This window comes from Pseudoalteromonas sp. TB41 (assembly GCF_000497975.1).
In the GTDB taxonomy this organism is placed as follows: Bacteria; Pseudomonadota; Gammaproteobacteria; order Enterobacterales; family Alteromonadaceae; genus Pseudoalteromonas; species Pseudoalteromonas tetraodonis.
The window spans coordinates 1-25,837 of record NZ_AUTH01000004.1; the positions used below are offsets into that span (position 1 = coordinate 1).

A 25,837-nucleotide genomic window follows, 5' to 3' on the forward strand; every position below is an offset into this window, starting at 1 on the left:
TGCATATTCCGGAGCATCGTGAACAGTGATTCCGGCCCATCGTGAACACCCGTTCTGGTTTTAGCGTGAACGCTCATTCCGGTTTTATCGTGAACACTTTTGACTGATTTTCCGGAATCGGTGTTCACACCAAACCAGTACAATTTCAACGCATTGATTATTAATTACTTTGTTAAGCTATTTCCTTTTTGTATTACTGAGGAAGGGATATGGCGACTAAGAGGATCACAATGCGTAAAATTCGAGAAGTGTTGAGGCTACATTTTGCTGCCCAACTCAGTGTCAGAAAAATAAGTGCCAGCACTAAGATCAGTGTCGGTGGTATTCAAAAACTACTCACTAAAGCCAGAGCTTTATCGTTAAGTTGGCCACTGCCCGACGAGCTTGATGATTCTGTGCTTGCTAGTCAGTTCTATCCTCGCGCCGACACTCGGCCATCCCAGCGATTTGAAGTGCCAGATTGGCCAGCCATTCGAAAAGAATTAACGGGCAAAGGCGTCACCAAGAACTTACTCTGGGAAGAATATACTCAGCAATATCCGAATCGTTGTTACAGCTATTCTCAGTTCTGCGATCGCTATATGACCTGGCTTAAAAAGCAAAAACGTTCGATGCGACAAGTGCATAAAGCAGGAGAAAAACTCTTTGTCGATTATGCGGGTCAAACGATGCCCATTGTTTGTAATGCGACGGGTGAAGTGAAGTTCGCCCAGATATTCGTGGCGGTGATGGGCGCATCAAATTATACATTTTGTGAAGCAACCTGGAGCCAAAGTCTACCCGACTGGATCGGCAGTCACGTGCGAGCATTTGAATTTATCGGCGGTATACCTGACATGGTTATCCCCGATAATTTACGCAGTGGTGTCAGTAAAGCGTGTCGCTACGACCCTGATGTTAACCCGAGTTATCAGCAATTGGCCGCGCATTATGGCACCGTGATTGTGCCTGCTCGTCCCAGAAAACCACAAGATAAAGCCAAGGCCGAAGTGGGCGTGCAAATCATTGAACGCTGGATACTCGCCAAGTTACGACACCAAACCTTTTTCTCATTAGCTGAGCTAAACCATTGCATCAAAGCCTTACTGCTTGAGGTCAATAATAAGCCCTTTAAGCAACTGAGTGGGACACGACAATCATGGTTCGAGTCAATCGACAAACCCGCCCTCGCGCCCATGCCCAAACTAGCTTATCAATTCACGGATATTAAACACGTCAAAGTGAATATTGATTATCACGTTCAGTATGATAACCATCTTTACTCGGTACCCCATCACTTGGTGGGTGAAAAGCTTGAACTTCATGCCAAAGACAACTTGATTGAGGCTTATTTCAAGCATAAACGCATCACCAGTCACCCGAGAAAATATCATCCGGGCATGACCACCACATCCGAGCACATGCCTGTAAAGCATGAGAAGCATCATAAATGGTCACCAGGGCGTTTAATGAATTGGGCGAAAGATATTGGAGATGACGTTTTGCTCTGGGTGAAAGCACAATTGGCACAGAAACAACATGAAGAACAAGCGTATCGTGTGTGCTTAGGCTTACTCAACCTATCAAGAAGCTATCCCGCCGATCGGCTCAATAACGCCTGTGCGATAGCCAATCAATACAGTTTATATCGGTTAAAACATATCAAAGACATACTCAGTAGCAACCAAGATAAATTGCCGCGAACGCAAGAAGAGCCGTCGACGTTATTGCCACAATCCCATGAAAATATCCGTGGTCCTAAAAGCTTCCATTAAGGTAAGGAAATTCTATGTTAGAACAAACGATAACTCAGCTTCGTCAACTCAAACTCAGTGGTATGGCCAACGCCTTAGTGAGCCAAATGGAACAACCAAGTACTTATGAAGGGTTGTCCTTCGATGAGCGACTACAACTGCTAGCAGACAGTGAAGCCCAAGACCGAGAGAGCCGAAAACAACAACGCTTACTTAAAGCGGCAAAACTTAAATTAGCCGCTAACGCCAGAGACATAGATTATCATCACCCGCGAGGTCTCAATCAATCGATGATGGCATCGCTACTGCAATGTGATTGGCTGAATAAATCACAAAACTTACTGATCACAGGCCCTTGCGGTAGCGGTAAAACCTATATCACTTGTGCGCTTGCGCATACAGGATGCATGAAAGGCTACAGCGTTAAATATTACCGACTCTCAAGGTTGATGCTTGCGCTGACACAAGCCAAAGCAGATGGCACTTACAGTCGAATGTTACAGTCACTCGCTAAGATCGACTTACTCGTTTTAGATGATTGGGGGCTTGAGCCACTTAAAGCGGCACAACGAAATGACTTAATGGAGATCATGGATGATAGGCACGGCAGTTCATCAACCGCCATCATCAGTCAATTACCCACCGAAGAATGGCATCAATCCATCGGCGATAATACCTTAGCCGATGCCATTTTAGATCGACTAATGCACAATGCTCATCGGATAAAATTAAAGGGGGAGTCTATGAGAAAAATTCAATCTAAAATTGACCATCGTGAACACTTAGGTTAAAAATGTCATGAACCCAATGCGTGGAATTTAAGTGTTCACGATAAAACCGGAATCGGTGTTCACCATCACCGGAATACGCAATACCTTCATTTTCAAAGCACTCTTTAAGCTTTTCACCTAATAGCGGATCTTCTGAATACAATAATGTATGTCGTGCTAATACAGTTACACAGGTCCCTAAACGAGCATAGGCTTGAGCTATTTCTAGCGCAACAACTGAAGAACCGATGACTATTAAGCTTTCGGGTAACTCTTGTTCAAATAGTGCTTCTGTTGATGTCCAGTAAGGGGTATCTTCTAATCCCTTAATTGGCGGAATTGACGGAGTTGAGCCAGTGGCTATCAATATCCGATCTGCGAGTAGCTCTTCATTAGTGCCATCTGATTTTTGGATAATCAATGTACTTTCGTTTTTAAAACGCGCATAACCTTTAATCAAAGATAATGCAGGGTTTTTCTTTAGAATACTTTCATATTTAGCTTCGCGTAGCTCTTCAACACGAGACTTTTGTTGATGGGCTAGCAGAGCACGGCTTATTTGAGGATTATTATTCTCAAGCCCATCAAAAGGGTTTCTTCGTTGTTGGTGCGCTAATTGTGCTGCACGAATTAAAATTTTTGATGGAACGCATCCTACGTTGACACAACAGCCGCCAATAACATCTGATCCTTCAATAATTGTGACTCTAGCACCATTTTCTGCTGCTTTGATTGCACAAGCAAAGGCACCAGAGCCACTACCAATAATTGCAACATGTAGCTGGTCGCTTTCACTCAGAGAGCAACAGCTTGTTGAACATTGATCCGAAGTCATAATAATTCCTTAAAATTTTGCTGCTATTAATGTTTGGTGCATTTGTTATGGCTAAACTAATCAACAAGCAGTCTTATGCTAAATCTTACTTGGTAGTTTTTACTTTTGCTGGGTAGCCAATATTTGTAGACGCTAATGCAATCGCTTCAATGCTGGTCTTGTTCGGATCAAATAAAACTGTTGCTGTTTTTGCATCATAATCAACTGTAGCTTTTACAACGCCATCTACTTTCTCCATCGCCTTACGCACAGTTATATGACACATCTTGCAGGTCATTTTCTCAATCGAGAAAACTTTAGTAGTTACCTCTTGAGTAGCAACATTACTGGTTACTTCAGAATGTTGCATGGCTAGCGTGTTGCCAAACATAAGCATTGAGCTTAATAGTATTGAAACGGTAATTAATTTTTTCATTGTTTTGCCTTTTTTTAATATCTGTTCTAAGTTAACTGGATTTGTTAAATCGTATTTTCATCAGTCAGTTTTTGTTAATCAATTGCTATTAAGTAATAATGTAATCTGCGTAATAGGGAAAGCTCATCATCACTATAAGAATTATGCTTACAAGCCAAAATATAATGCGCTGATTTCTTAATACTTTAGGGTTTTCGCAAACTGAACCCTCCTCACACTTTTGAGGAGCGATATATAATTTATAAAAAACTACGCCTAAAAAAATGAGGGTAATTGCGGTAAAATACCCGCTATAAGGTTCCATTGCAGTGAGGTTACCTACCCATGCACCGCCTATGCCAAGTGACAGCAATAGCAGTGGTCCAATACAACATGCTGACGCGCCTAAACCAGCGACAATTGCTAATAGTAAAGAACGATTTTGAGTAGGAGAATTCGACATAATTCAATCTCATATAAGGCTAATATAAGATAGTTTACACTCTGGGGTGTAGCACAGAGTCAAGAGGTTAATAAATCATTTTTTGAGAGAGGTAGAAGTGTTATTTTTCTAAAAAGCCTTTTTGAGATAATCCATCGATGAAGCCACAGTGAGTAGTATCATCAGTATGACAAGTTGATATTAAATCGTCTAATGCTATTTGAATAGTCAGTAATCCAGCGATTTGTTGTTGGATTTTATCTCGCTTTTCTTGCGCTAAAGTTTGAACATCACCACAATGTTGATCGCCTAAGGTTAGCAATTGCTTTATTTCCTCTAACGAAAAACCAAGTTGCTGAGCACGCTTTACAAATCGAATTCGATCTACACTTGTATCTGGGTAATGACGAAAACCGCCTAACGGCTTTTCAGGCTCCACTATTAAACCTTTGCGTTGATAATGTCTTATTGTCTCAATATTGACTTCAGCGGCTTTTGCGAGTCGGCCAATGGTTAATGGCGGATTGTTTTTAGTCATTTATACTGCCTTTAAATTAGTTTGTATTTATAGTGCAGAATTGAAAAGGTATTAGGTAGTAAACGTACTATAAACTGCTTTTCATATTATCAAAAGTGAAATTTATTGTAATAATAGGCAAGGCTTTGTGTGCTAGAGCATGTGATGTTAGGCCGCATCAAAGAGTCCAGCTCACACTAATATGAAGAAACGGATATACTTTGAATAGATAGTAAATTCGCGTAGCGAATGTGTACCAATAAAATTTACTCGACAAAAAGAGCGTGGGCTTTTTGTTGCGTATTTTTGTATTGGTGAATACATGTCGCTTAAAAATGAAGACTTGCTTAACAATGTTAAAAGGCAAGCAAAAAGGCTTTCGAAAATTTATCTATTCCGCTTGGGCAAGCCCAATAAATGTAGTTCTATACTTTTGTGGCTGTGAGAACTATAGACAGTTAATTTCTCTATTGAAGTCTGACCTCCTTGAAAATCTAAACCTGATATTAGCAGTTTTACTCTCAAAAGCAGAAGACTGCCTTCTAAAATTTCTCAACACTGATATGAATAATACTTTGTCTCGCTTTTAATAAGGGTTGAAAATATAAAAATAAATGAAAATACTGTTGTTGAAATTTTCGGTATTGAACTAACTGATTTTAAAAGAAAAGTAGAATAAAATCCTTTTAAATTATACAGATATGTATAATTGCGCCCTGTTTACAACAACATTTTACTCATTTATATTAGCAAAAAAGGCTGAACGGACAGCCTATGCCTACACATATTTAATTTATATTTAAGTATGAACGATGAAGCGGAGCATCCGTAAAAATTTGGTTTTCATAATTAACAAACTGGCGTTAGTAGGCTGTTGTTTGTTTTAATTTATGGATAACTAGATGATTTCAGCTCTTACCTTAAGTCACAAATTGAGACTTCAATCGAAATTTCTCGCTAACTCACTCAATCTACCTCAAGATCATGGAAAGGATTTATTAGCCAGGGCAATATATTGTACTCCTAATTATGATTCTTTAACTGAACTACTCTTTAAAGAGATGTGTGGTGCGAAAATTTTTGGGACAATTCAACATCACTGGTTAAAGTACCTTCTGATCTGTGAATGTGAGGATCAATTGCTTATTGATGATCTACATAAAAGCATTGAGTTTATGGCAAAACGCCTTGAAGGAATGGTAGTCATTAATGTAAGCAAGGTTCGATTAATTTCTATTCTTTATGAGCTATTCGGTTTAGGAAATGAATCGAAATACATTATTGAAGCGCCAAGTGAGTTTAGTCTTGACTGGAAACCTTATTTTAAAACGTTGAACAATAACGAAGCAATTCTTTATTGTGATTTCAAAATTAATCAAATTGCATATCGACTAATTGCGACTACTTTTTATCCGAAAAATTTTAGAGAAAATAATTTTGATGAATCATTAGTCAAAAATCTTGAACAGGATAATGAAGATTCGGAAATTGCCATAGCTGAAAGTCCATTTATAGACGAGCATAAAAGCTGGTTTTTAAATACAGTTAACTTTTTTACCAATTTTGATTCATTTTGTGATGATGAAGTTCCTTATGTATTTCACATTGAAGGAAAAAGGTACGCGGTATATGGTTTTCCTTTATCCCCAAGTTTAACAGAAGAAATCAACAGTAATTTACCAACACTTAAAATATCAATTAGAGATATTCCAGAGAAGCAGGTTTTTATATTTTATTTTGAGCAGCAAAGGCTGATATTCGAATGTATTCATGTTGAATCACCCGCTATGTCTATGATCAATTATTGTGAATTTAGTAATGGCATTAAAGAAACACTGCTAAACCATAAAGACGCACGAAAACTCCCAATCATTCTTCATCAATCATATTTCTCCGCAAGTATTCGACCATTTTGTGATATGGATTACTTGGAGAATTCTATATGAATGAGATGCTTCTAAAGAACGTTTTAATATTACGATTACCTAAGTAATCGTAATATTAAAACGAGAATTATTTAAAATATTCTCGAAAATGAAATCAATTTACCTATTATGTATTTCAATAGACCCATGAGAAAGTTGATCTGCTTTAATCAAACAGGACACTTTAATAATGGAATATAATCCAATTATTGAGGTGTTAAATGACAAAACGAACAAACAGAAGTTACACAGCAGAATTTAAACAAGAAGCTGTGGCATTGGTAACCGAGCAAGGTTACAGCGTACCTAAGGCAGCAGCGTCTTTAGGTATCACAGATAAATTACTTTATAACTGGAAAGCTAAAGTTGAAGCAGAACAATCTGGTGCCAGTTTGAATGCTGATGAGCGGGCTGAGCTGTTAAGGCTTCGCAAGGAAAATAAAGAGCTAAGGATGGAAAAAGAAATTTTAAAAAAGGCCAGCGCCCTCCTGCTAAAAGAAACCAAGTAACGTTTAAAACGATTAAGCAGTTATCCTCGGTGTTTCCCGTGGTTAAGCTCTGCAAAGTGATGAAAGTAAGCCGCAGTGCTTATTATGCTTGGCTTAAGCGGCCAGCAAAAGTAATTACTGTAGAGCAGCTTAATTTATATCGAAAGGCCAAGTATTTCTTCAAGAAAAGCAGAAATAGCTTAGGCTACCGAGAGCTTAGAAAGAAGTTACGCAGTGAGGGCTTTAGCGTCAGTGATTATGGCGTTCAGAAATTAATGGCAACACTTGGTTTAGTCGTTACTCAACGAGTGGCATACAAGGTAACAACCAAGCGTAAACACAGTGATGCCGTTGCTGATAATCTTTTGAATCAGAACTTTAATCCTGTTGCGCCGAATCAGGTGTGGGCTGGTGATGTGACTTATCTAAGAACTGGCGAAGGTTGGATGTATCTGGCTATCGTCATGGACTTATATTCACGTCGTATTGTTGGTTGGCATATTGATAAACGCATGACGACTGACTTAGTTAGCAAGGCGATGATGAAAGCTTATAACTTACGGCAGCCACCAAAAGGCTTGGTGTTTCACAGTGATAGAGGTTCACAGTACACCAGTAAACAATATCGACAATTACTATGGAGTTATGGCGTCAGAGCCAGTATGGGCGATGTCGGTGCGTGTTGGGATAATGCGGTTGTTGAACGATTCTTCGGCAGCTTAAAACATGATTGGCTGTTGAAAGTTCCGCAACCAACTCGTGAGCAAATGAGAAATGATGTGGCAGCGTATATGCGTTATTACAACTTAGAGCGACTTCATACTGCTAATGGTGATCTATCGCCAGTAGAGTATGAGCAAAGTTCCTTAAGAAAAGTGTCCTGATTTAGTTGTGCAGAACAAATCCTGAATAATGGTAATGGTGAACAATCATTAAATGAATTGTTATCAACATTAAAGCCTTGGTCGGTTATCGGCCTGTTAGCAACAGTGGTGTTATTATTTGGATTTCAAGCAAATACCATCATTTCTGAACCTGAAACCATTGGCTTAATTGCCATTCCTCTAATGATCCAAACATACGGTATTTTCATTATCGCGTACTTAGCAGCAAAATGGATGAGACTACCACATAACATAGCGGCTCCAGCATGTTTGATAGGTACATCTAACTTCTTTGAATTAGCGGTTGCGGTGGCTATATCCCTTTTTGGTTTACATTCTGGAGCAGCTTTGGCGACCGTTGTTGGGGTATTGGTTGAAGTGCCTGTTATGTTGTCATTAGTTTATATTATTAACCGTACACAAGGCTGGTTTGGGGAAAGCCATGTTTGAGGTATTTACTGACTTAGCCACATGGTTAGTCGTTGATGTTTTTGGATTGTCGAAAGCAACAAAATTAGGCGATGCACTTCATTTTTTTATTGAAGACACCACCAAAATTTTCTTTTTATTACTAGTGATGATTTACGTCATTGCATTGATAAGAGCATCAATAAATGTAGAGCGTGTTCGTGATTATTTAGCCGATAAACATAAAGGTGTCGGTTACATATTAGGCTCTAGTTTTGGCGCAATAACCCCTTTTTGTTCCTGTTCAAGTATTCCTGTATTTTTAGGTTTTACGTCAGCAGGTATTCCTGTTGGCATCACTATGTCATTTCTCATTACCTCTCCGCTAATCAATGAAGTTGCGGTCTTGCTGTTACTAAGCTTATTAGGATGGAAATTCACGTTACTGTATGTGGTTGTTGGTATGTCTGTTGGGATTTTAGGCGGTATTTTCCTTGATGCTATTAGGGCTGAGCGCTGGTTGCAATCCTTTGCTGCGAAAGCTTTAGAGCGTGGTCAAAAGGCTTCCTCTACAGTTCAATCCAAACAGGTTGAAAGCTTGTCTTTAAAAGAGCGACATACCTTTGCCAAAGAGGAAATGTTAGAGATTTTTGGCCGAGTATGGAAATGGGTGATCATTGGTGTTGGGCTAGGCTCTGCGTTACATGGTTTTGTTCCTGATGGCTGGATTGAAGAGCATTTAGGTAATGGTCAATGGTGGTCAGTTCCATCTGCCGTATTATTAGGTATACCTTTATATTCCAATGCCACAGGTGTAATTCCTGTGATGGAAAGTTTAATTAAACAAGGACTTCCTATTGGAACAACACTCGCCTTTTGTATGAGTACTGTGGCAGCAAGTTTTCCTGAATTTATTTTATTAAAACAAGTAATGCAGTGGCGATTACTAGTAGTACTTTTTGCACTTCTACTCGTTGCATTTACGTTAATTGGTTGGATTTTTAATTATCTGACCCCCTTTATTTAAGGAAAAATCATGAAAGAAATAAAAGTATTAGGTACTGGTTGTGCAAAATGTACAAAAACCATTGAAGTTATTGCAAAAATAGCTACTGAATTAAATGTAGATGTACACGTAATCAAAGAAACTGATCCTGAAGTAATTATGGGGTATGGCGTAATGAGTACTCCTGCTGTAATTATTGATGAAGTTAATGTGCATAGTGGCTCTATTCCCCACCGTCAAGAGATTGAATTATGGTTACAGCAATAGCAAAAGTTAACTGTTTAAATGATGGAAATTTACTCGAAGAGATAACATCTACTATCCAACATGAATTTAATGTTTCTCACGTCACCATTCAAATAGAAAGTAAACCTTATGCAAATAACTGTAAATCAATACATTGCACAGATAATTAACGATAGGAAAAATAATGTCACATCCTTTTGATATTTTGGCACTTGAAAACGGTAGCCAACTTATATTTACCCCGTGCCCAGGCACGAAAGATTCTATTTTAGTTGAGTCTATATCAACACTTAAACAAGCAGGTACTAACATGCTTATTACGTTGATGTTTGACGAAGAAATGGAAAAAAACAATGCACTCTCTTTACCAACTGAATGTGAAAAGCAAGGAATTGAGTGGGTTCAATTACCCATTTTAGATGATGCTGCCCCAAGCCAAGCCTTTGAATCTCAGTGGGATGCTCAAAAGGCTAACATTTTAGAGGTGATAAATAACAAGGGCACCATTGCTGTTCACTGCAAAGGTGGCTCTGGCAGAACAGGATTAGTGATTGGACTTATACTTTTAGCTTTTGGGTGGTCAGGTGAAAAGGTAATTGAAGCAGTACAGGAAATACGGCCTAAAGCGCTAAAACACCCAGTACAGCTTGATTATTTCAATACTTATTTATAATTTTTAACAACATTCAGGACAGATTTATGACAATTAAAATCGGTATTAACGGTTTTGGCCGTATGGGACGTTTATCAATGCGTGCAGCATTTGATTGGGATGATATAGAGATTATTCAAATCAATGATCCTGCGGGAAATGCTGAAACACTTGGACATTTAATGACGTTTGATTCAGTACATGGTCGTTGGCATCATGAGGCGAATCATGAAGGCGATTCAATAATTATCAATAACAAGGCTATTCCTTGCACGCAAAACAAAGCGACTCAAGACACTGACTGGTCTAAGTGTGATGTAGTAATTGAGGCATCAGGAAAAATAAAAACGAAAGCGCTGTTACAAGCCTATTTAGATCAAGGTGTAAAGCGTGTTGTGGTTACAGCTCCTGTAAAAGAAGATGGTGTATTGAATATCGTTATGGGAGTAAATGAAAATTTATACGACAAAGCTATTCATCCTATCGTAACAGCAGCTTCATGTACCACTAATTGCCTAGCGCCAGTGGTCAAAGTTATTCATGAAAAAATAGGTATTAAGCATGGTTCAATGACCACTATCCATGACATTACTAATACGCAAACCATATTAGATGCCCCCCATAAGGATTTACGTAGAGCACGAGCATGTGGCATGAGCTTAATTCCGACAACAACTGGCTCGGCTACGGCAATTACGCATATTTTTCCTGAACTAAAAGGGAAGTTAAATGGTCATGCAATACGAGTTCCTTTAACTAATGCATCAATTACAGATTGTGTTTTTGAAGTTGAACGAGCTACAACTGTTGAAGAAGTAAATAAAGTACTTAAACAAGCAGCACAAGGTGAATTGAAAAACATCATGGGATATGAAGAACGACCACTAGTGTCTATTGATTATAAAACTGATCCACGTTCTAGCATCATTGATGCATTATCAACGATGGTAGTAAATGGTACACAAGTAAAACTTTATGTTTGGTATGACAATGAATGGGGCTATGCCAATAGAACGGCTGAGCTAGCACGTATGGTTGGTTTGGCGGACAAAGGTTAATCATGGGGCTTTTATCACTCAAAGCGTTATCACCGCAAATTAAACAATATTTGGTGATAACAGGTAATTACTGGGCGTTTACTTTAACCGATGGTGCACTACGCATGCTCGTAGTGCTATATTTTCATCAGTTAGGATATAGCCCTTTAAATATTGCCATGCTGTTTTTATTTTATGAAATATTTGGTGTTATTACGAATCTTGTTGGTGGTTGGCTAGGTGCACGACTTGGTTTGAACAAAACCATGAACATTGGCTTAGCCATACAAATAATTGCGCTTGGTATGCTTGTTGTTCCTGCTGAAATGCTAACAGTTATCTATGTAATGGCGGCACAAGCTTTATCAGGTATCGCTAAAGATTTAAATAAAATGAGTGCGAAAAGCTCGATAAAGTTACTTGTTCCAGTAGGCGCTGAAGGTAAGCTTTATCAGTGGGTTGCTATACTTACAGGGTCTAAAAATGCGCTAAAAGGTGTAGGGTTCTTTCTTGGAGGTTTGTTACTAACCTTGCTTGAATTTAAAGGTGCAATCATCTTAATGGCTTCACTATTAGCCATAGTGTGGGTATTTAGTTTAATCGCCTTAAAAGATGATTTGGGCAAGGCGACAAATAAACCTAAATTTAATGATATTTTCTCTAAGAGTTCGTCAATAAACATTCTTTCTGCTGCTCGAATGTTTTTATTTGGTGCAAGAGATGTTTGGTTTGTCGTAGCGTTACCCGTTTTTTTAGCTGTGACCTTTAATTGGGATCATTGGTGGGTTGGAGGTTTTATGGCAAGTTGGGTCATTGGCTATGGCATAGTTCAGTCTGTTGCGCCTATTATTACCGGAAAAGGCACGAGGGAAAAGCAAGGTAATGTGCCAACGGGTAGGTCAGCATTTTTATGGGCAAGCTACTTAACATTAATACCTGCTGTGATTGCTTTGGCCTTGCATTTTAATTTTCATATTCAAGCTTCAATCATTATAGGACTACTGATTTTTGGGGCTGTTTTCGCTATTAACTCTTCTTTACATAGCTATCTCATCGTCAGTTATGCAGGTAGTGACGGTGTATCGCTTGATGTTGGTTTTTACTATATGGCTAATGCTATGGGGAGATTAATTGGTACAGTGCTTTCAGGTTGGGTATATCAAAATTATGGCCTAGAAGCCTGTTTATGGATATCAAGTATATTTGTGGCTATGGCAACTTTATTATCATTGAAGCTGCCAAAAAACCAAAGTAAAGAGAAAGCTAATTAATCAAAGTCACATTTGAAAAAACGTTAACTACGTATTTCAATAGAGATATGTGAGAGCTGAGGTAAGAAACTTTTTAAAATAATTTCATATTCTTCTGACTTTAGAGGTTCACCTGATGTCACTTTAAGAATTGCAGCCTGGTGACCTGTCGCTATTTTCCATACATGAATATCGTTGATCACAGTGTTCTTTTTGCTTAATGCATCTGAAATCTTATCGAGAGTTGGCTTTTTCACAGACTTATCTAAAAGAACTTCACTGGATTCCTTAACTAAGCCATAAGACCAACGGAAAATGACTATTGCCCCAACAATCCCCATTAATGGGTCCATCCATAATAAGCCAATATATTTTCCTACTAATAAAGCAACAATGGCTAATAAAGAGGTTAGCGTGTCGGCCAGTACGTGAAAGTAGGCTGCTTTCATATTATGGTCGTGATCATGATGGTGGTGGGGTTCTCCATGGTGATGATGATCATCATGTAGGATAAAAACAGAGGCGACATTGACGACTAAACCTATAATCGCAACAACAATTGCTTCATTAAAATGAATTGATTGTGGTTCTATTAATCGTTGAACAGATTCTATTATCATCATCAATGCAACAATTGCTAAGGCAATAGCACTGGCAAAGCCACCTAAAGAGTTTACCTTGCCTGTTCCAAAGCTAAAGTCCTTATTGTTCGCATGCTTTTTAGCGTAAGAGTATGCAAAAATAGCAATGAGAAATGCCGCAGAGTGAGTTCCCATATGCCATCCATCAGCAAGCAGGGCCATAGAGCCTGACCAAGTTCCAGCGGTAATTTCAAGTACCATAATGACGGTTGTTAACCAAAAAACGAGCTTTACTTTGTTTTCATGGAGCTTACTGTCAATACCAAAATTATGAGAATGTTCCCACTGAATACGACTATCGTTTTTCATTAAATATCCTAAAATATTGCTTCATGCTGTTTATGAATAGCATCTATTTACACTTTGAAATATACTATACCCTAGTATACTACTTATCAAGTAAAGGAAATTTATGTCACATACAATCGCAGGGAAAAAAAAGCTCCTCAGTCGTGTTAGACGAATAAAAGGTCAATCACTCGCTTTAGAAACTGCTTTAGAAGGAGAGCCTAATTGTATGGCTGTTTTACAACAGGTAGCTGCGATTAAAGGTGCGGTTAATGGGCTGATGAAGGAAGTATTAGAAGGTCATTTGAGGGAACATTTAGGTGCAGAGGATATGACAAAAGAGGAACGATTAGAGGAGGTAGAAGATGTTATTTCCATTCTTAAAAGCTACTTAAAATAGAACTCTTAATGAAACAAATCGAAAAACCGATTGCCTCTCGGTTTTTTGTGTGGCACTATCCTATTACTTAAAAAATGGCGATTGAAATTTATGTTACTCGGTGAATTAGAAAAACAAGTTTTAGAATATCTATGGAAAAATCAACCTGCTGATGCCAAGCAGGTGCATAGCTATTTTGAAAAAGACCGAGGCGGATCTCTAAATACCATTCAAAGTACGCTAGAACGCTTGTTTAAAAAAGATTTGTTAAGTAGGGTAAAAAACGGCCACGCTTATCAATACTTTCCAAAAGTTGCAAGGCAAGAGCTGATAGGTCAGTTGATTAAAAGTATTACTCATGATTTTGTTACTGAAGATGAAAATAGTGTTGTTGCTGCTTTCTCTTCTATTTCATCAGATCTAGATGAAAAGCAGCTAGATAAATTGGAAGCAATGATTGAACAACAACGTCAAAAAATACAGAAGAATTCTGAAAAATGATTTATGGCCAATGGGCATTAGTATTTAATTTGCTCACGGTGGGGGTTTTAGCCTTTATCGTGGCTAACATATTTGTCTCAATTACTTTTTGGTTAGTCAAAAGTAAGTTGCAACACTATGCGGTATCAACTCGTAAATCATTATTATGGTTATTAGTGCTTGCTCCGTGGCTGATATCTTTATGTGCCACACTCTTTTTTAGTCCACTATTTCAAAACGGTTCAATATTTGTTTGGTTGACAGACCTTGCTCATTGGCACCATCCTGATATTTTCTATTTTATGAGCTGGCATAGTGCTAGTTTACTTATTTTTACCAGTTTTACTCTGTATATTTTTATACGAAAAATAACTCTTCTTTATCGTAATCATCATCAAATTAATTTGTTACGTGTATTAGGGATTGAAAATAGTAAGCAAGTCTATTTCATTGAATCATCTATACCTACAGCATTCACTGGTGGTGTGTTTAGGCCATCATGCTTTATATCTACGAGTCTTGTCGAGCAAACAACTGCTGATGACATAAAAATAATTATTCAGCATGAGTTAGCTCATGTTCATTATTTTGATCCATTAAAGAAATGGCTTTTCTCATTTTTCTCAGCTTATTTCGCTAATAATGTTAAACAGTTATTGATTTCCATGATGTCGCTATCTATGGAGCAAGCCGCTGATTCTTTTTATGCCGAAAATCAGCAACAATCACATAACGTTGCAAGTACCTTAGTAAAGTTTACTAAATTGGCTGCGAGCTACTCTATTCATCCACAATATAATAGTGAATTATTTGTTCATTTCTGTCGTCATTCTATTGAACAAAGAGTGCTTCATTTGCTTAGTGATAAACAGTTCAGACCATTTCCCACGGGAGGTGTTGTGATTGCAATACCCCTCTTAGTTCTAATTTCAACAACGTCTGTAGATAGCCTACATCACGTTATTGAAACGCTTTTTACTCATTAACCGCTAATTAAAATCTTACTCTAAGGTACTGATAATGAATCTTTATTTTAATATATGCTCTTACAAAAAACCGACTGACGGTCGGTTTTTTGTAAGGATTCGTCGGAATGTTTTATTGGTGCTGATGCCATTCATACCAACAATTGCATTTGCCCAAGAAGTTCCTTTGCAAACGGTTGATTTGCGTTCAGCTATTGCACAGACAATAGATATGCATCCTGAGCTAAAATCATTTGCCATTCAAGCCAAGATGTATTCTGGCTATGCTCAACAGGCAGGGGTTCAATCTAGACCACAAATTGGTTTTACCATTGAAGATGCTTTAGGTACAGGTGAGCACAGCGGCTTTAAGAGTGCACAATCAACACTTTCTATTTCTTGGTTATTAGATGGTGGATTGGTACAGAGTAAAATAAAAGCAGCTAAACAATATGGCTCTACAGTCGCTTTAGAGCGTGAAGTTAAAGCTTTGGATTTAGCTGCACAAACGGCACGTTACTTTATACAAGTTCTTGTCAATAATGAGCGATTGAAGTTAGCTCAATTTAGTCTTAAGCAAGCGAATAATTCATTTGAAGCAATAAGTAAACGCGTAAAAGCAGGGAAGTCCTCTTTAGTAGATAAATTAAAGTCTCAGGCTGAGGTAGCTAATCGTGAGTTGATAGTTGAGGATTTAACTCACGAAGTTGATGCAAGTAAGTACCAATTATTTGCACAATGGGGTGAGCAAATTAAAGGAGTAAATCAAAATAATAGGCATAAGAAAAGTATGATAGTGGGTTCATTATTATCTTTACCAAGTGTAACCAATTTTGATTCTTTATTTACGAAACTTAGACAAACACCTTCAGTGAATCTTTTTGCAACAAAACAACGAATTGCCCAGTCTGAGATAGAGCTTGCACGCATTGAAAGCAAACCATTATGGCAATTTTCAGCAGGCTTACGTCGATATGAAACAACTGATGACTTCGGCTTAGTTGCTGGAATTTCAATTCCTTTTGGTGATGGGAATCGAAATGAAGGAAAAATAAAAGCCTTGCGAGCCTCTCAAAGTCAACTAGAAACAGAGTCGTTAGCGTTAGTTCATAAACTCAATACTCAGTTATATGTTCTTATCGAACAATTGAAGCATAGCCAACATGTCATTCATGCGGTATCTGACAATATTATTCCTGTTTTGGAGCAAGCTTTTAAAGAGGCAGAAAAAGCATATAACGTTGGTAAGTATAGCTATACCGAATGGATGAACACCCAGAAAGCCCTACTCAATGCTCAATCTGATTTGATAGCTGCTTATCAAAATGCACATTTAAACAATATTGAAATTGAACGTTTAACCGGAACGTCCATTTTAACCATTAATAAAGACAAGAAAGAGAAATAATCATGAAACCAACATTTCAAATATTAGCCTTAATAAGCACCGTCTGGCTTGTTAGCATAAGTGCAAGCTTCCCAAGCTTTGCGGTTTCAGAGCCGAAGGTAGAAGAAGCCGAACCTGAAAAAGGTCCCAACCGTGGACGAATGTTGCGTGATGGTGATTTTGCCATTGAACTCTCAATCTTTGAAACAGGCGTCCCTCCTGAATTTCGTGTATGGGCATCAACAGACGGAAAAGCAATTGATCCGTCAGAGGTTGACCTTAATGTAAAGTTGACTAGATTGGGTGATGGCATAGACGATATAAATTTTTACCAAGAAGGCGAATATCTTCGAGGTGACATGGTTATCTATGAACCGCACTCATTTATGGTTTCACTCACTGCAAAATATCAGGGTAAAACCTTCAACTGGCAGTATGACAACTTTGAAGGTCGGACAAAAATTGCTGAAGATGTAGCAAAAGCAATGGAAATCTCGACTGAAATTGTTGGTCCATCAACATTTCATGAAACAGTTCAAGTCTATGGCAAGTTAGTTCTACCTGCTGATGCAACGAGTAATGTTTATGCTCGCTTTGACGGGTTAGTTAAAAAAGTTAATGTAAAGCTAGGAGAGTCAGTTAAGAAAGGTCAATTACTACTCACGGTTGAAAGTAATGAAAGTCTTCAGTCGTACAAAGTCTTTTCTGCTCAAAATGGAATTGTTAGTACCGTTAACGTTACCTCAGGCGAACAATCTAAAGGCCGCTCCCTGCTACAAATTACCAATGATGAAACATTAATTGCCCAGTTAGCTGTTTTTCCAAAAGACTTACCAACCGTGCGTCTTGGTGCAAAAACCACGATAACGATTAATGGTGTTGAAGAAAAGCAGGTGAGTACGGTTGAGAGCCGTATTCTAAAAGTCAGAGATGATCAGGCGAAGCTATTTCGTGTAGTCGTTAATAATGCTGATTCTGCGTTGTCAGAAGGAGCATTTGTTAGTGCCGCGATTGAAATTGGTTCATACGATGTACCTATGGCAGTAAAGCGCAGTGGATTACAAAGCTTCCGCGATTTTACTGTTGTATATGCCAAAGTCGGAGATGAATATGAGGTAAGAATGCTTGAGTTAGGTCGAGCTGTAGGTGAAGAAATTGAAGTGCTAAGTGGTATTTCCTTAGGCACTGAATACGTGACTGAAAATAGTTACATCCTCAAAGCTGATGTTGAAAAGTCTGGCGCTTCACACGACCATTAAGGATTGATTATGCTCGAATATTTACTTAGATTTTCTATCCGTAGAAACTCAATCATTATGCTAGCCGTGCTTGCGTTAGCAGGTTTGGGTATTTGGAATTTTACCAAGTTACCTATTGATGCTGTACCTGACATAACTAATGTGCAAGTCATGATCAATACGGAAGCTCCAGGCTATACGCCACTTGAAGTTGAGCAACGGGTTACTTATCCGTTGGAGACTGCGTTAGCTGGCATACCTAACTTAGTGAGTACAAGATCAGTCTCACGTTATGGGCTGTCACAAGTGACAGCAATCTTTAGCGATGACACGGATATTTATTTTGCAAGACAGCTTGTAAATGAACGATTAGTTTCAGCTAAATCTGATTTGCCGACTGGTTTAGAGCCTGAACTTGGCCCAATTGCAACCGGGTTAGGTGAGATATTCATGTTTACTGTTGATGCTGAGCCTGAGGCACTTAATGATAAAGGTGAACGAATCACGGCTACGGACCTAAGAACTGTACATGACTGGATTATTCGCCCTCAGTTAATGCAAGTGCAAGGCGTAGTTGAAGTTAACCCTATTGGTGGTTTTAAGCGTGAAATATTGATCGCTTTTGAGCCTAAAAAATTATTAGCTTTTGGTGTTACTCAACAAGATGTTATCCAAGCAATTGAAAATAATAATGATAATAAAGGTGCTGGTTTTATAGAAAAAAATGGTGCTCAGTGGCTGCTTCGTATTCCAGGGCAAGCAAAAACGATAAGTGATCTATCTACAATCCCTGTTAAAACGACTGACGGTAGCGTGATCCGTATATCTGACGTTGCCAATGTAAAAGAAGGGAAAGAGTTAAGAACAGGTGCAGCGACACAAAACGGTAGAGAAGTGGTGATGAGCACGGTCTTTATGCTCATCGGGGAAAATAGCCAAAAAGTCGCTAAAGCAGTTGGGTTAAGACTTGAAGAAATAAAACGAAGTTTACCGACAGGTATCACTGTTACTGCTGTTTATGATCGAACTAAGTTAGTTGAAAAAACCCTCGATACGGTAAAAACAAATCTGTTAGAAGGCGCATTGCTCGTTATTGTAGTGCTTTTCCTTCTACTCGGTAATATGCGAGCAGCATTACTTACGGCTGCTGTTATTCCTTTTGCCATGTTAATGACTATCACTGGCATGGTACAAACAAGAGTGAGTGCAAACCTAATGAGTTTAGGAGCACTTGATTTTGGCTTGCTCGTTGATGGTGCAATTATTATCGTTGAGAATTGCATGAGACGACTGAGTGCTGCCTCTTCAAATGGGCGTTCAATGGAGTTAAATGAACGTTTATCACTGGTATTTTATGCGACTAGGGAAGTTATTCGTCCAGCACTATTCGGTGTCTTCATAATTACAGCGGTGTATTTACCTATTTTTGCACTTACAGGTGTTGAAGGGAAAATGTTCCATCCTATGGCCATTACTGTCGTGATTGCTTTGTGTTGTGCAATGCTTCTATCTATCACTTTTGTACCTGCTGCAATCGCTATTTTATTTAAAGGCCCAGTGAAAGAAAAAGAAAATATTATCATGAAATCATCACTTGCGGTGTATCGTCCTACGTTAACTTTTGCGCTTAAAATTCGTTGGTTTGTCGTGATGTTAGCTGTTGCACTTGTTGGTTATGCAGGATTTTCCGTAAATAAATTAGGGAGTGAGTTTGTACCTAACTTAGATGAAGGTGATATTGCTATGCATGCCTTACGTATTCCAGGTACATCACTAACACAAGCCGTTGCACTTCAAAAAGTTTTAGAAGAAAAAATTACGCAGATGCCTGAAGTAGAACGTGTATTTGCAAAAATTGGTACAGCAGATGTTGCCACTGATGCTGTTCCTCCAAGTGTTGCTGATAATTTTATTATATTAAAACCACGTAGTGAATGGCCTGAACCTACAAAAGCTAAAGCCCAATTTGTAGAAGAGTTAGCAGCAGTAGTAGAACCCATTCCCGGTAACAGATATGAGTTCCTTCAACCAATACAAATGCGTTTTAATGAGCTACTTGCAGGTGTAAGAGCTGAACTTGCCATTAAAGTATTTGGTGATGACTTTGAAACACTAACGGCATTAGGTAAAAGCATTAACACGGCCATTGCTAACGTTGAAGGAATTGCTGATGTTCAAGTTGAACAAACAACAGGTTTGCCGATGCTTACGATCAATCCTAATCACGAGCAATTAGCAAAATATGGCGTTAGCATTAAAACCCTACAAGATCAGCTTGCTACGGCCTTAGGTGGAACAAGCGCTGGTAAATTTTATGAAGGTGATCGAAGAGCAGACATTGTTGTTCGTCTTCCTGAAAACCTTAGAAGTGATGTTGATTCGTTGGCTCACTTACCCATACAAATACAAGCTGACCAGTATGTACCTTTGCAAGAAGTTGCTGAACTTGAATTAGTAGAAGGGGCAAACCAGGTTAATAGGGAAAATGGTAAACGTAGAGTTGTTGTTACCGCCAATGTTAGGGGAAGAGATTTAGGTTCTTTCGTTAAAGATATTCAAGCTTCAATAGAGAGTTCAGTTGAAGTGCCTTCAGGGTACTGGATTGAATATGGTGGCACTTATCAGAAGCTTCAATCTGCTTCTAAAAGGCTATCAATTGTCGTGCCTATTACACTGATCATGATCATTGGCTTATTATTCTTAGCACTTGGCTCTTTCAAAGATTCAATGATCATCTTTACGGGGGTTCCTTTAGCGTTGACTGGCGGTATTTTCGCTTTATTAATACGGGATATTCCCTTTTCAATTTCGGCAGCCGTTGGCTTTATCGCATTGTCAGGCATAGCAATATTAAATGGTTTAGTTATGGTGTCCTTTATCAGAGAACTTCGACGAGAAGGTGTTGCATTAGATACCGCCATTATTGATGGTGCGCTGACTAGACTTCGACCCGTATTAACTACAGCGCTGGTTGCATCGCTAGGCTTTGTACCAATGGCGCTTAACACAGGAATTGGCTCAGAAGTGCAACGCCCACTTGCTACAGTGGTCATTGGTGGGATTATATCATCAACAATTTTAACGCTATTTGTGCTTCCTGCTTTATATCGTTTATTACATAGCCACAAAGAAATCTTTACTAAAACACCCCACACAAAGGAAACTGTTAATGTTTAATTATTCCCAGCGATACGGCTTAATCAGCCTTATCGCTCTAATTTCCATATTGTTGCCCGTGGGAGCATTTGCTCATGGCGTAGATGAAACAACGCGTGCTTTTTTACAAAGCAATACTGGAGTGCAGATCATTCCATTTTTATATATAGGTGCAAAACATATGGTTACTGGGTATGACCACCTATTGTTCCTCGTCGGTGTGTTGTTCTTTTTATATAAGAGTCGTGATGTCTTGCTCTATGTCAGTATGTTTACCTTAGGGCACAGCCTAACATTACTTTTTGGCGTTATTAATGACATTCAGGTAAATGCTTATTTAATCGATGCCATTATTGGACTTTCTGTTGTCTACAAAGGTTTTGATAACTTAGGCGGCTTTAAGAAAACAATAGGTTTTACGCCTAATCCCAAAACTGCGGTACTGATTTTTGGCTTATTTCATGGTTTTGGTTTAGCTACTAAACTTCAAGAATTTCAATTACCGTCAGACGGATTAATTGCCAATTTAATTGCTTTTAATGTTGGTGTTGAATTGGGGCAGTTCAGTGCATTAGCATTTATTTTATTATTGATAAACTACTGGCGAAAGCACAATAGTTTTAATCGCTTTGCGACCAATACCAACTGCTTATTGATGAGTGCTGGGTTTATGTTGATTGGCTTTCAATTAACAGGCTACTTTATCAGCTAAACGAAATTTTACAGTCAGTTAATTAACGAAAATAAAGAATTAAGAGAAGAGAAAAACATGCAACAAACTAACACTCAAGCAGTAAATACGCAGGAAGTAACATTGACCAATAGTAAATTACTTAAATACACAATATTTAGTTTTGTTTTTGCTGTTATCACATTAATCACAGTGATATTGCCAGCAGAATATAATATTGACCCAACGGGCATGGGTAATAAGCTTGGTTTAACCGTATTTAATAATGCACAAGCAACGACTTCAACTGAGCCATCAACTACCACGAGTAAGGCTACCACTGAAACAATTGAGGTTGTTGTTCCTGCGGGAAGAGGCGTTGAATACAAATTTACGATGGAGCAATATCAAAAGTTGACTTATGAATGGATAACCGATGGCTCTGTTTTGTATTTCGATTTACATGGTGAGCCAAAAGGGGACACCACTGGGTATTTTGAAAGTTATGCCATAGCAACATCAGATGAAATGAAGGGGAGCTTTACCGCACCATTTGAAGGCTCACACGGTTGGTATTGGAAGAACACCTCAGATGCTCCTGTAAAGGTCCAATTAATAGTTAATGGTGAATATGTTGAGCATGGACTCAAATAATCATCTTTTATTATCAGTGTTTATTTAGAAAGTTTAGTGGAGTCATAAATGAAAAATTTAATCGTAATGCTATTTGTCGGTTTAATGTTAAATACAGGAATAGCATTTGCGCATGGTGATCACAAAATGATCAGTGCAAAAGACGCGATACAAGTAGCCATCAAAGTAACGCAGAAACTCACCTTTAAGGATTTGGGCTACAAGGTTGGTAAGTTAGATGAAAGTTGGAAGGCTCTAACTACGGAAGAATTTAAGCTATATGCAGCTCAGGATAATCGCTACAAAGTCAGTGCATTTAATAAAGACAACAATAAAGTAATTTATTTCTTGATGACGATGAGTGGTGAATTGCTACAGGTTAACTCAGAAGCTAAGTTTTGAATTGTAATATTAAAAACATACATGAGCACAGAGAAATTATTTTCAGAGATTATTATGTTTAGACGTTAAGCTTCAATTTATTGGATTGTTATAAACCTCAAAGTATATTTTAAGTCGCTGACTACACTTGGCAGGCATTGATGGTTATGAATTAGTTCACGTAATGAAAACTATCTGTAAACTTTTGAGAGGGAAATATTTTAGAAGCATCAAATATCTATGATAATCGTAGTCTTATGATCGGATATTAAAGACTTTAATAGAATTAATGTTTTCTTGTAAGTGGCTACCAAGTCATTCACTTTTTTAAAATTAATTTGTTGAAAAATAGAGCTTGTTATGCGAGTGTGTAATTAATTGAAATATTTTTTTGGGTTAGCTGTGAATTCTAATTTCTCTAAAACATTAATGGTACTGCTAGTCTGTTTGACCTTTGTTGGTCAATCGGTTGCGTCTACTGTTATGTCTTATCATATGATGAGTATGAAGGGAAATAGTGGGCAGGAGCAAATGCAAAATATGTCAATGATGGACCATATTGACCATTCAATGATGAGTCATTCATCTGATGATTCAGATGAAGCAGAAGATGAAGCAGAAGATGACTGTTGTGTGAAAAGTTGTAGTTGTTTTACTGGGGGTTGCTCAAGTATCGCTACACTAATTAAAGACACAGGTGACAGTCTCTTTATTGATTTATCATCAAAAATATTCTCATATTCAAACTTGGCTCACTTATATGAAAATTATCTGTATTAGGCTTTTTGATCTCTGCGTTTAAGTATTTTTAAGCAAAATCAAGAATAACCTAATCAATTCAAATATTAATTGATATCCCTTTGGGGGGGTTATGTTTTCCAAAAAATTCACGTTAAAGGCTGTTGCAGCCTTTACTTTAGTCATTGCTATTGCAAGTTGTTCAAAAGAAGAAGTTTCAGTGACTTCATCTAAAACACAAAATGCTAAACCTCATCCTATTCTTTTAGAGGTTTATAAGAGTCCTACATGTGGTTGCTGCAAAAAATGGGTTAGCCATATAAATGAGCAAGGGTTCGAATCAAAAGTCCATAATTATCAAAATTTTACAGCGGTTAAAGAAGAGAAAGGAATAGAGCCTCGATACCGTTCTTGTCATACCGCTATATCAAAAGATGGTTATGCATTTGAAGGGCATGTTCCTGCCAAATTTATTCATAAATTTTTAAAAGAAAAACACGCTGACGATGTTATTGGATTATCTGTTCCTGCAATGCCAGCGGGAACTCCCGGTATGGAAGTAGGTGATAAATTTCAACCTTATAAAGTGTTATTACTTAAGAAAGGGGGCGCTTATGAGGTCTATGCTAGCGTTCAATCTTATGAGGAGCAGTTTTAATGAATAAATTTAAAAATATCAGAAGTTTAAGCGTGAAATACTGTGCGGGTATGTTAGCTCTTACAGTGCTAACTGCAAATTCTGCTGATATTCCTACTATTACTTCTAGTTCAGCCTTAACTTTTGAGAAAGCTATCAAGTCTGCGCAGAAGAATGATCCATGGTTAACGGGAAATGTTCATAAGCAAAATGCTATTGAAGCGATGAGTACAGCCGTAGGCACGTTACCAGATCCGAAAGTATCTATAGGGTTAGCCAATTTACCTACAGATGGCTTTGATTTTGGACAAGAGGGAATGACACAAGCGAAAGTTGGCATATCTCAAATGTTTCCTCGTGGGGATACATTGTTGATTAAACGAGAACAACTCAAGATTGAAAGTGAATCATTCCCGTATCAACGAAAAGATCGAGAGTCCAAAGTAGCTGTTACTGTTGGTAGCCTTTGGTTGGATGCATACAGAGTTCAAGAAAGTATTGCTTTAATTGAAAAAAACAGAACACTTTTTGAACAGTTAGCGGATGTTGCTGAAGCAAGTTATTCGTCTACTTTAGGTAAAACAAGGCAGCAAGATATTGTAAGAGCGCAATTGGAGCTTACAAGATTAGAAGATCGTTTAGATGTCTTAGGACAACAACAAAACCGCTTTGAAGGTATGTTGTCTCAATGGTTAACAGAGTTTTCTATAGAGAAAAGTTCTCAAAGTGAAACTTATGTAGACGATGATTTTAACCTTCATAATATCGTTTTGACTAGGGCGTGTTGATCTTTGTGGTATGAAAAACAAACAGCATGAAGATAAGGTATAATTGAATTCGCCAGAAAACTTTACACCGAACCTACATGCCAAGATTAATGCTAACAGACGGGACATGGAATGTCTTATCAAAAGTAATGTACTTAAGTGGTCGAATTTATAATAAGCCCGACCATAGAAAAACGCTCGAAGGCATACTGTATAAGATGCGCACAGGTATTCCATGGCGAGATTTACCTTCTGATTTTGGCCGTTGGAGTGCTATCTACAGACGGTTTAATTTATGGTCCAAAAAAGGGATTTTGAATGAACTGTTTCGCGCATTATCTCGTGATGCGGACATGGATTGGGTCTTCATTGATGGCAGTATTGTCAGGGCTCATCAACATAGTTGCGGTGCAAGAACTGCTGACAATGAATCAATTGGAAAGAGCCGAGGTGGAAATTCTACGAAAATTCATCTTGCAGTCGATAGCGGAGGGTTGCCTGTTTATTATGAATTATCCTGTGGAAATACGCATGATATCGTCCATGCAGAGTCACTCGTAGCTAATTGCCCAACAAGTAATATGGTTGTCGCAGATAAAGGCTACGACAGTGAAAAACTGAGAGCGTTTGTTCGTGATAATAACGCTACACCCGTTATTCCACGTAAGGGCAACAGTTTAGTAGGCAATGAAGATATTGACTGGTGCATGTATAAATATCGGCACTTGGTTGAGAATGCATTTGGCCGTATTAAGCAATATAGAGGGATAGCCACGCGGTATGAAAAGCTTGAACGAAATTATCATTCAATGCTCGCTTTAGCATTTACTATGATGTGGCTACCAATGTGGGCTGATTGATATATGTACTACAAAGATCAACAGCCCCTA

General features: G+C 38.2%; 26 protein-coding genes and 2 pseudogenes. 23 read left to right on the top strand and 5 right to left on the bottom strand.

Annotated elements, in window-relative coordinates; genetic code table 11:
• The first annotated feature begins 209 nt into the window (after positions 1–209).
• Positions 210–1,754: an IS21 family transposase gene (gene istA / locus L641_RS0100595; RefSeq protein WP_024600838.1), complete on the top strand. Its 1,545-nt coding sequence runs from the start codon at positions 210–212 to the stop codon at positions 1,752–1,754.
• Between the two features lie 14 nt (positions 1,755–1,768).
• Complete coding sequence (gene istB, locus L641_RS0100600) at positions 1,769–2,524, top strand: IS21-like element helper ATPase IstB (protein ID WP_008108839.1); 756 nt, start codon at positions 1,769–1,771, stop codon at positions 2,522–2,524.
• A gap of 79 nt (positions 2,525–2,603) precedes the next feature.
• Here the strand turns inward: istB and L641_RS0100605 are convergent.
• From L641_RS0100605 to L641_RS0100620, 4 genes and pseudogenes are all read right to left on the bottom strand, one after another.
• Positions 2,604–3,338, bottom strand: a pseudogene (locus tag L641_RS0100605) (FAD-dependent oxidoreductase); the annotation flags it as partial.
• An 85-nt stretch (positions 3,339–3,423) separates the two neighbouring features.
• Positions 3,424–3,753, bottom strand: coding sequence for a cation transporter (locus tag L641_RS0100610; RefSeq protein ID WP_008113685.1), 330 nt, complete (start codon positions 3,751–3,753; stop codon positions 3,424–3,426).
• Between the two features lie 88 nt (positions 3,754–3,841).
• Positions 3,842–4,195 carry a mercuric transporter MerT family protein gene (locus L641_RS0100615; RefSeq protein WP_024600839.1) on the bottom strand — a complete coding sequence of 118 codons (354 nt, stop codon included), beginning with the start codon at positions 4,193–4,195 and terminating at the stop codon, positions 3,842–3,844.
• A gap of 100 nt (positions 4,196–4,295) precedes the next feature.
• Positions 4,296–4,712, bottom strand: a complete 417-nt coding sequence (locus tag L641_RS0100620) for a MerR family DNA-binding protein (RefSeq protein ID WP_008113688.1) — start codon at positions 4,710–4,712, stop codon at positions 4,296–4,298.
• An 881-nt stretch (positions 4,713–5,593) separates the two neighbouring features.
• Between L641_RS0100620 and L641_RS0100625 the strand changes: the two genes are divergently transcribed.
• The 8 genes and pseudogenes from L641_RS0100625 to arsJ all read left to right on the top strand — a co-directional run bounded on the left by L641_RS0100625 (position 5,594) and on the right by arsJ (position 12,608).
• On the top strand, positions 5,594–6,637 hold the full coding sequence (locus L641_RS0100625) for a hypothetical protein (RefSeq protein ID WP_008113551.1): 1,044 nt from the start codon (positions 5,594–5,596) through the stop codon (positions 6,635–6,637).
• 200 nt (positions 6,638–6,837) lie between these two features.
• A protein-coding gene (locus L641_RS0100635) for an IS3 family transposase (protein ID WP_138596817.1) occupies positions 6,838–7,988 on the top strand; the annotation gives its coding sequence in 2 pieces (ribosomal slippage) (positions 6,838–7,108 and positions 7,108–7,988; 1,152 coding nt in all).
• Positions 7,989–8,027: 39 nt separating this feature from the next.
• Positions 8,028–8,438: pseudogene (locus L641_RS0100640) on the top strand (arsenical-resistance protein); the annotation flags it as partial.
• Positions 8,431–9,423 (top strand): permease, encoded by a 993-nt coding sequence (locus L641_RS0100645; protein WP_008113562.1) that lies wholly within the window; start codon positions 8,431–8,433, stop codon positions 9,421–9,423. The pseudogene L641_RS0100640 and the gene L641_RS0100645, both read left to right, overlap by 8 nt.
• 9 nt (positions 9,424–9,432) lie before the next feature.
• The gene (locus tag L641_RS0100650; protein WP_008113564.1) at positions 9,433–9,669 is read left to right on the top strand and encodes a thioredoxin family protein; all 237 of its coding nucleotides are present in this window, start codon (positions 9,433–9,435) and stop codon (positions 9,667–9,669) included.
• 163 nt (positions 9,670–9,832) lie between these two features.
• Complete coding sequence (locus L641_RS0100655; RefSeq protein WP_008113568.1) at positions 9,833–10,321, top strand: dual specificity protein phosphatase family protein; 489 nt, start codon at positions 9,833–9,835, stop codon at positions 10,319–10,321.
• Positions 10,322–10,347: 26 nt separating this feature from the next.
• A complete protein-coding gene (locus tag L641_RS0100660) occupies positions 10,348–11,358 on the top strand; it encodes an ArsJ-associated glyceraldehyde-3-phosphate dehydrogenase (RefSeq protein ID WP_008113569.1) in 1,011 nt (336 codons plus the stop codon).
• A 2-nt stretch (positions 11,359–11,360) separates the two neighbouring features.
• Positions 11,361–12,608 carry an organoarsenical effux MFS transporter ArsJ gene (arsJ, locus tag L641_RS0100665; protein WP_008113571.1) on the top strand — a complete coding sequence of 416 codons (1,248 nt, stop codon included), beginning with the start codon at positions 11,361–11,363 and terminating at the stop codon, positions 12,606–12,608.
• Between the two features lie 23 nt (positions 12,609–12,631).
• On the opposite strand, the gene dmeF is transcribed toward arsJ, so the two are convergent.
• Positions 12,632–13,537: a CDF family Co(II)/Ni(II) efflux transporter DmeF gene (gene dmeF, locus L641_RS0100670; RefSeq protein WP_008126916.1), complete on the bottom strand. Its 906-nt coding sequence runs from the start codon at positions 13,535–13,537 to the stop codon at positions 12,632–12,634.
• A 103-nt stretch (positions 13,538–13,640) separates the two neighbouring features.
• On the opposite strand from dmeF, the gene L641_RS0100675 reads away from it, so the two are divergent.
• The 13 genes from L641_RS0100675 (at position 13,641) to L641_RS0100735 (ending at position 25,807) form a co-directional block, all read left to right on the top strand.
• Positions 13,641–13,916 carry a metal/formaldehyde-sensitive transcriptional repressor gene (locus tag L641_RS0100675; RefSeq protein WP_024600843.1) on the top strand — a complete coding sequence of 92 codons (276 nt, stop codon included), beginning with the start codon at positions 13,641–13,643 and terminating at the stop codon, positions 13,914–13,916.
• 90 nt (positions 13,917–14,006) lie between these two features.
• Positions 14,007–14,396: a BlaI/MecI/CopY family transcriptional regulator gene (locus L641_RS0100680; RefSeq protein ID WP_008109165.1), complete on the top strand. Its 390-nt coding sequence runs from the start codon at positions 14,007–14,009 to the stop codon at positions 14,394–14,396.
• Positions 14,393–15,361 carry a M56 family metallopeptidase gene (locus tag L641_RS0100685; protein ID WP_008109167.1) on the top strand — a complete coding sequence of 323 codons (969 nt, stop codon included), beginning with the start codon at positions 14,393–14,395 and terminating at the stop codon, positions 15,359–15,361. Before L641_RS0100680 ends, L641_RS0100685 begins: the two co-directional genes overlap by 4 nt.
• A gap of 34 nt (positions 15,362–15,395) precedes the next feature.
• Positions 15,396–16,748: a TolC family protein gene (locus L641_RS0100690; protein ID WP_024600844.1), complete on the top strand. Its 1,353-nt coding sequence runs from the start codon at positions 15,396–15,398 to the stop codon at positions 16,746–16,748.
• Positions 16,749–16,750: 2 nt separating this feature from the next.
• On the top strand, positions 16,751–17,986 hold the full coding sequence (locus L641_RS0100695) for an efflux RND transporter periplasmic adaptor subunit (protein WP_008109954.1): 1,236 nt from the start codon (positions 16,751–16,753) through the stop codon (positions 17,984–17,986).
• A gap of 9 nt (positions 17,987–17,995) precedes the next feature.
• Positions 17,996–21,142, top strand: coding sequence for a CusA/CzcA family heavy metal efflux RND transporter (locus L641_RS0100700; protein ID WP_024600845.1), 3,147 nt, complete (start codon positions 17,996–17,998; stop codon positions 21,140–21,142).
• Positions 21,135–21,833 (top strand): HupE/UreJ family protein, encoded by a 699-nt coding sequence (locus L641_RS0100705; protein WP_008128610.1) that lies wholly within the window; start codon positions 21,135–21,137, stop codon positions 21,831–21,833. Before L641_RS0100700 ends, L641_RS0100705 begins: the two co-directional genes overlap by 8 nt.
• Positions 21,834–21,890: 57 nt before the next feature.
• A complete protein-coding gene (locus L641_RS0100710) occupies positions 21,891–22,445 on the top strand; it encodes a hypothetical protein (protein WP_008109960.1) in 555 nt (184 codons plus the stop codon).
• Between the two features lie 48 nt (positions 22,446–22,493).
• Positions 22,494–22,826 (top strand): DUF6488 family protein, encoded by a 333-nt coding sequence (locus L641_RS0100715; RefSeq protein ID WP_008109964.1) that lies wholly within the window; start codon positions 22,494–22,496, stop codon positions 22,824–22,826.
• A gap of 381 nt (positions 22,827–23,207) precedes the next feature.
• Positions 23,208–23,585 (top strand): hypothetical protein, encoded by a 378-nt coding sequence (locus L641_RS0100720; protein WP_253944034.1) that lies wholly within the window; start codon positions 23,208–23,210, stop codon positions 23,583–23,585.
• A gap of 91 nt (positions 23,586–23,676) precedes the next feature.
• On the top strand, positions 23,677–24,201 hold the full coding sequence (locus L641_RS0100725) for a DUF411 domain-containing protein (RefSeq protein ID WP_024596901.1): 525 nt from the start codon (positions 23,677–23,679) through the stop codon (positions 24,199–24,201).
• Positions 24,201–24,968, top strand: a complete 768-nt coding sequence (locus L641_RS0100730; protein WP_253944035.1) for a TolC family protein — start codon at positions 24,201–24,203, stop codon at positions 24,966–24,968. Before L641_RS0100725 ends, L641_RS0100730 begins: the two co-directional genes overlap by 1 nt.
• Before the next feature lie 77 nt (positions 24,969–25,045).
• Positions 25,046–25,807: an IS5 family transposase gene (locus L641_RS0100735; RefSeq protein WP_024600859.1), complete on the top strand. Its 762-nt coding sequence runs from the start codon at positions 25,046–25,048 to the stop codon at positions 25,805–25,807.
• Positions 25,808–25,837 lie beyond the last annotated feature (30 nt).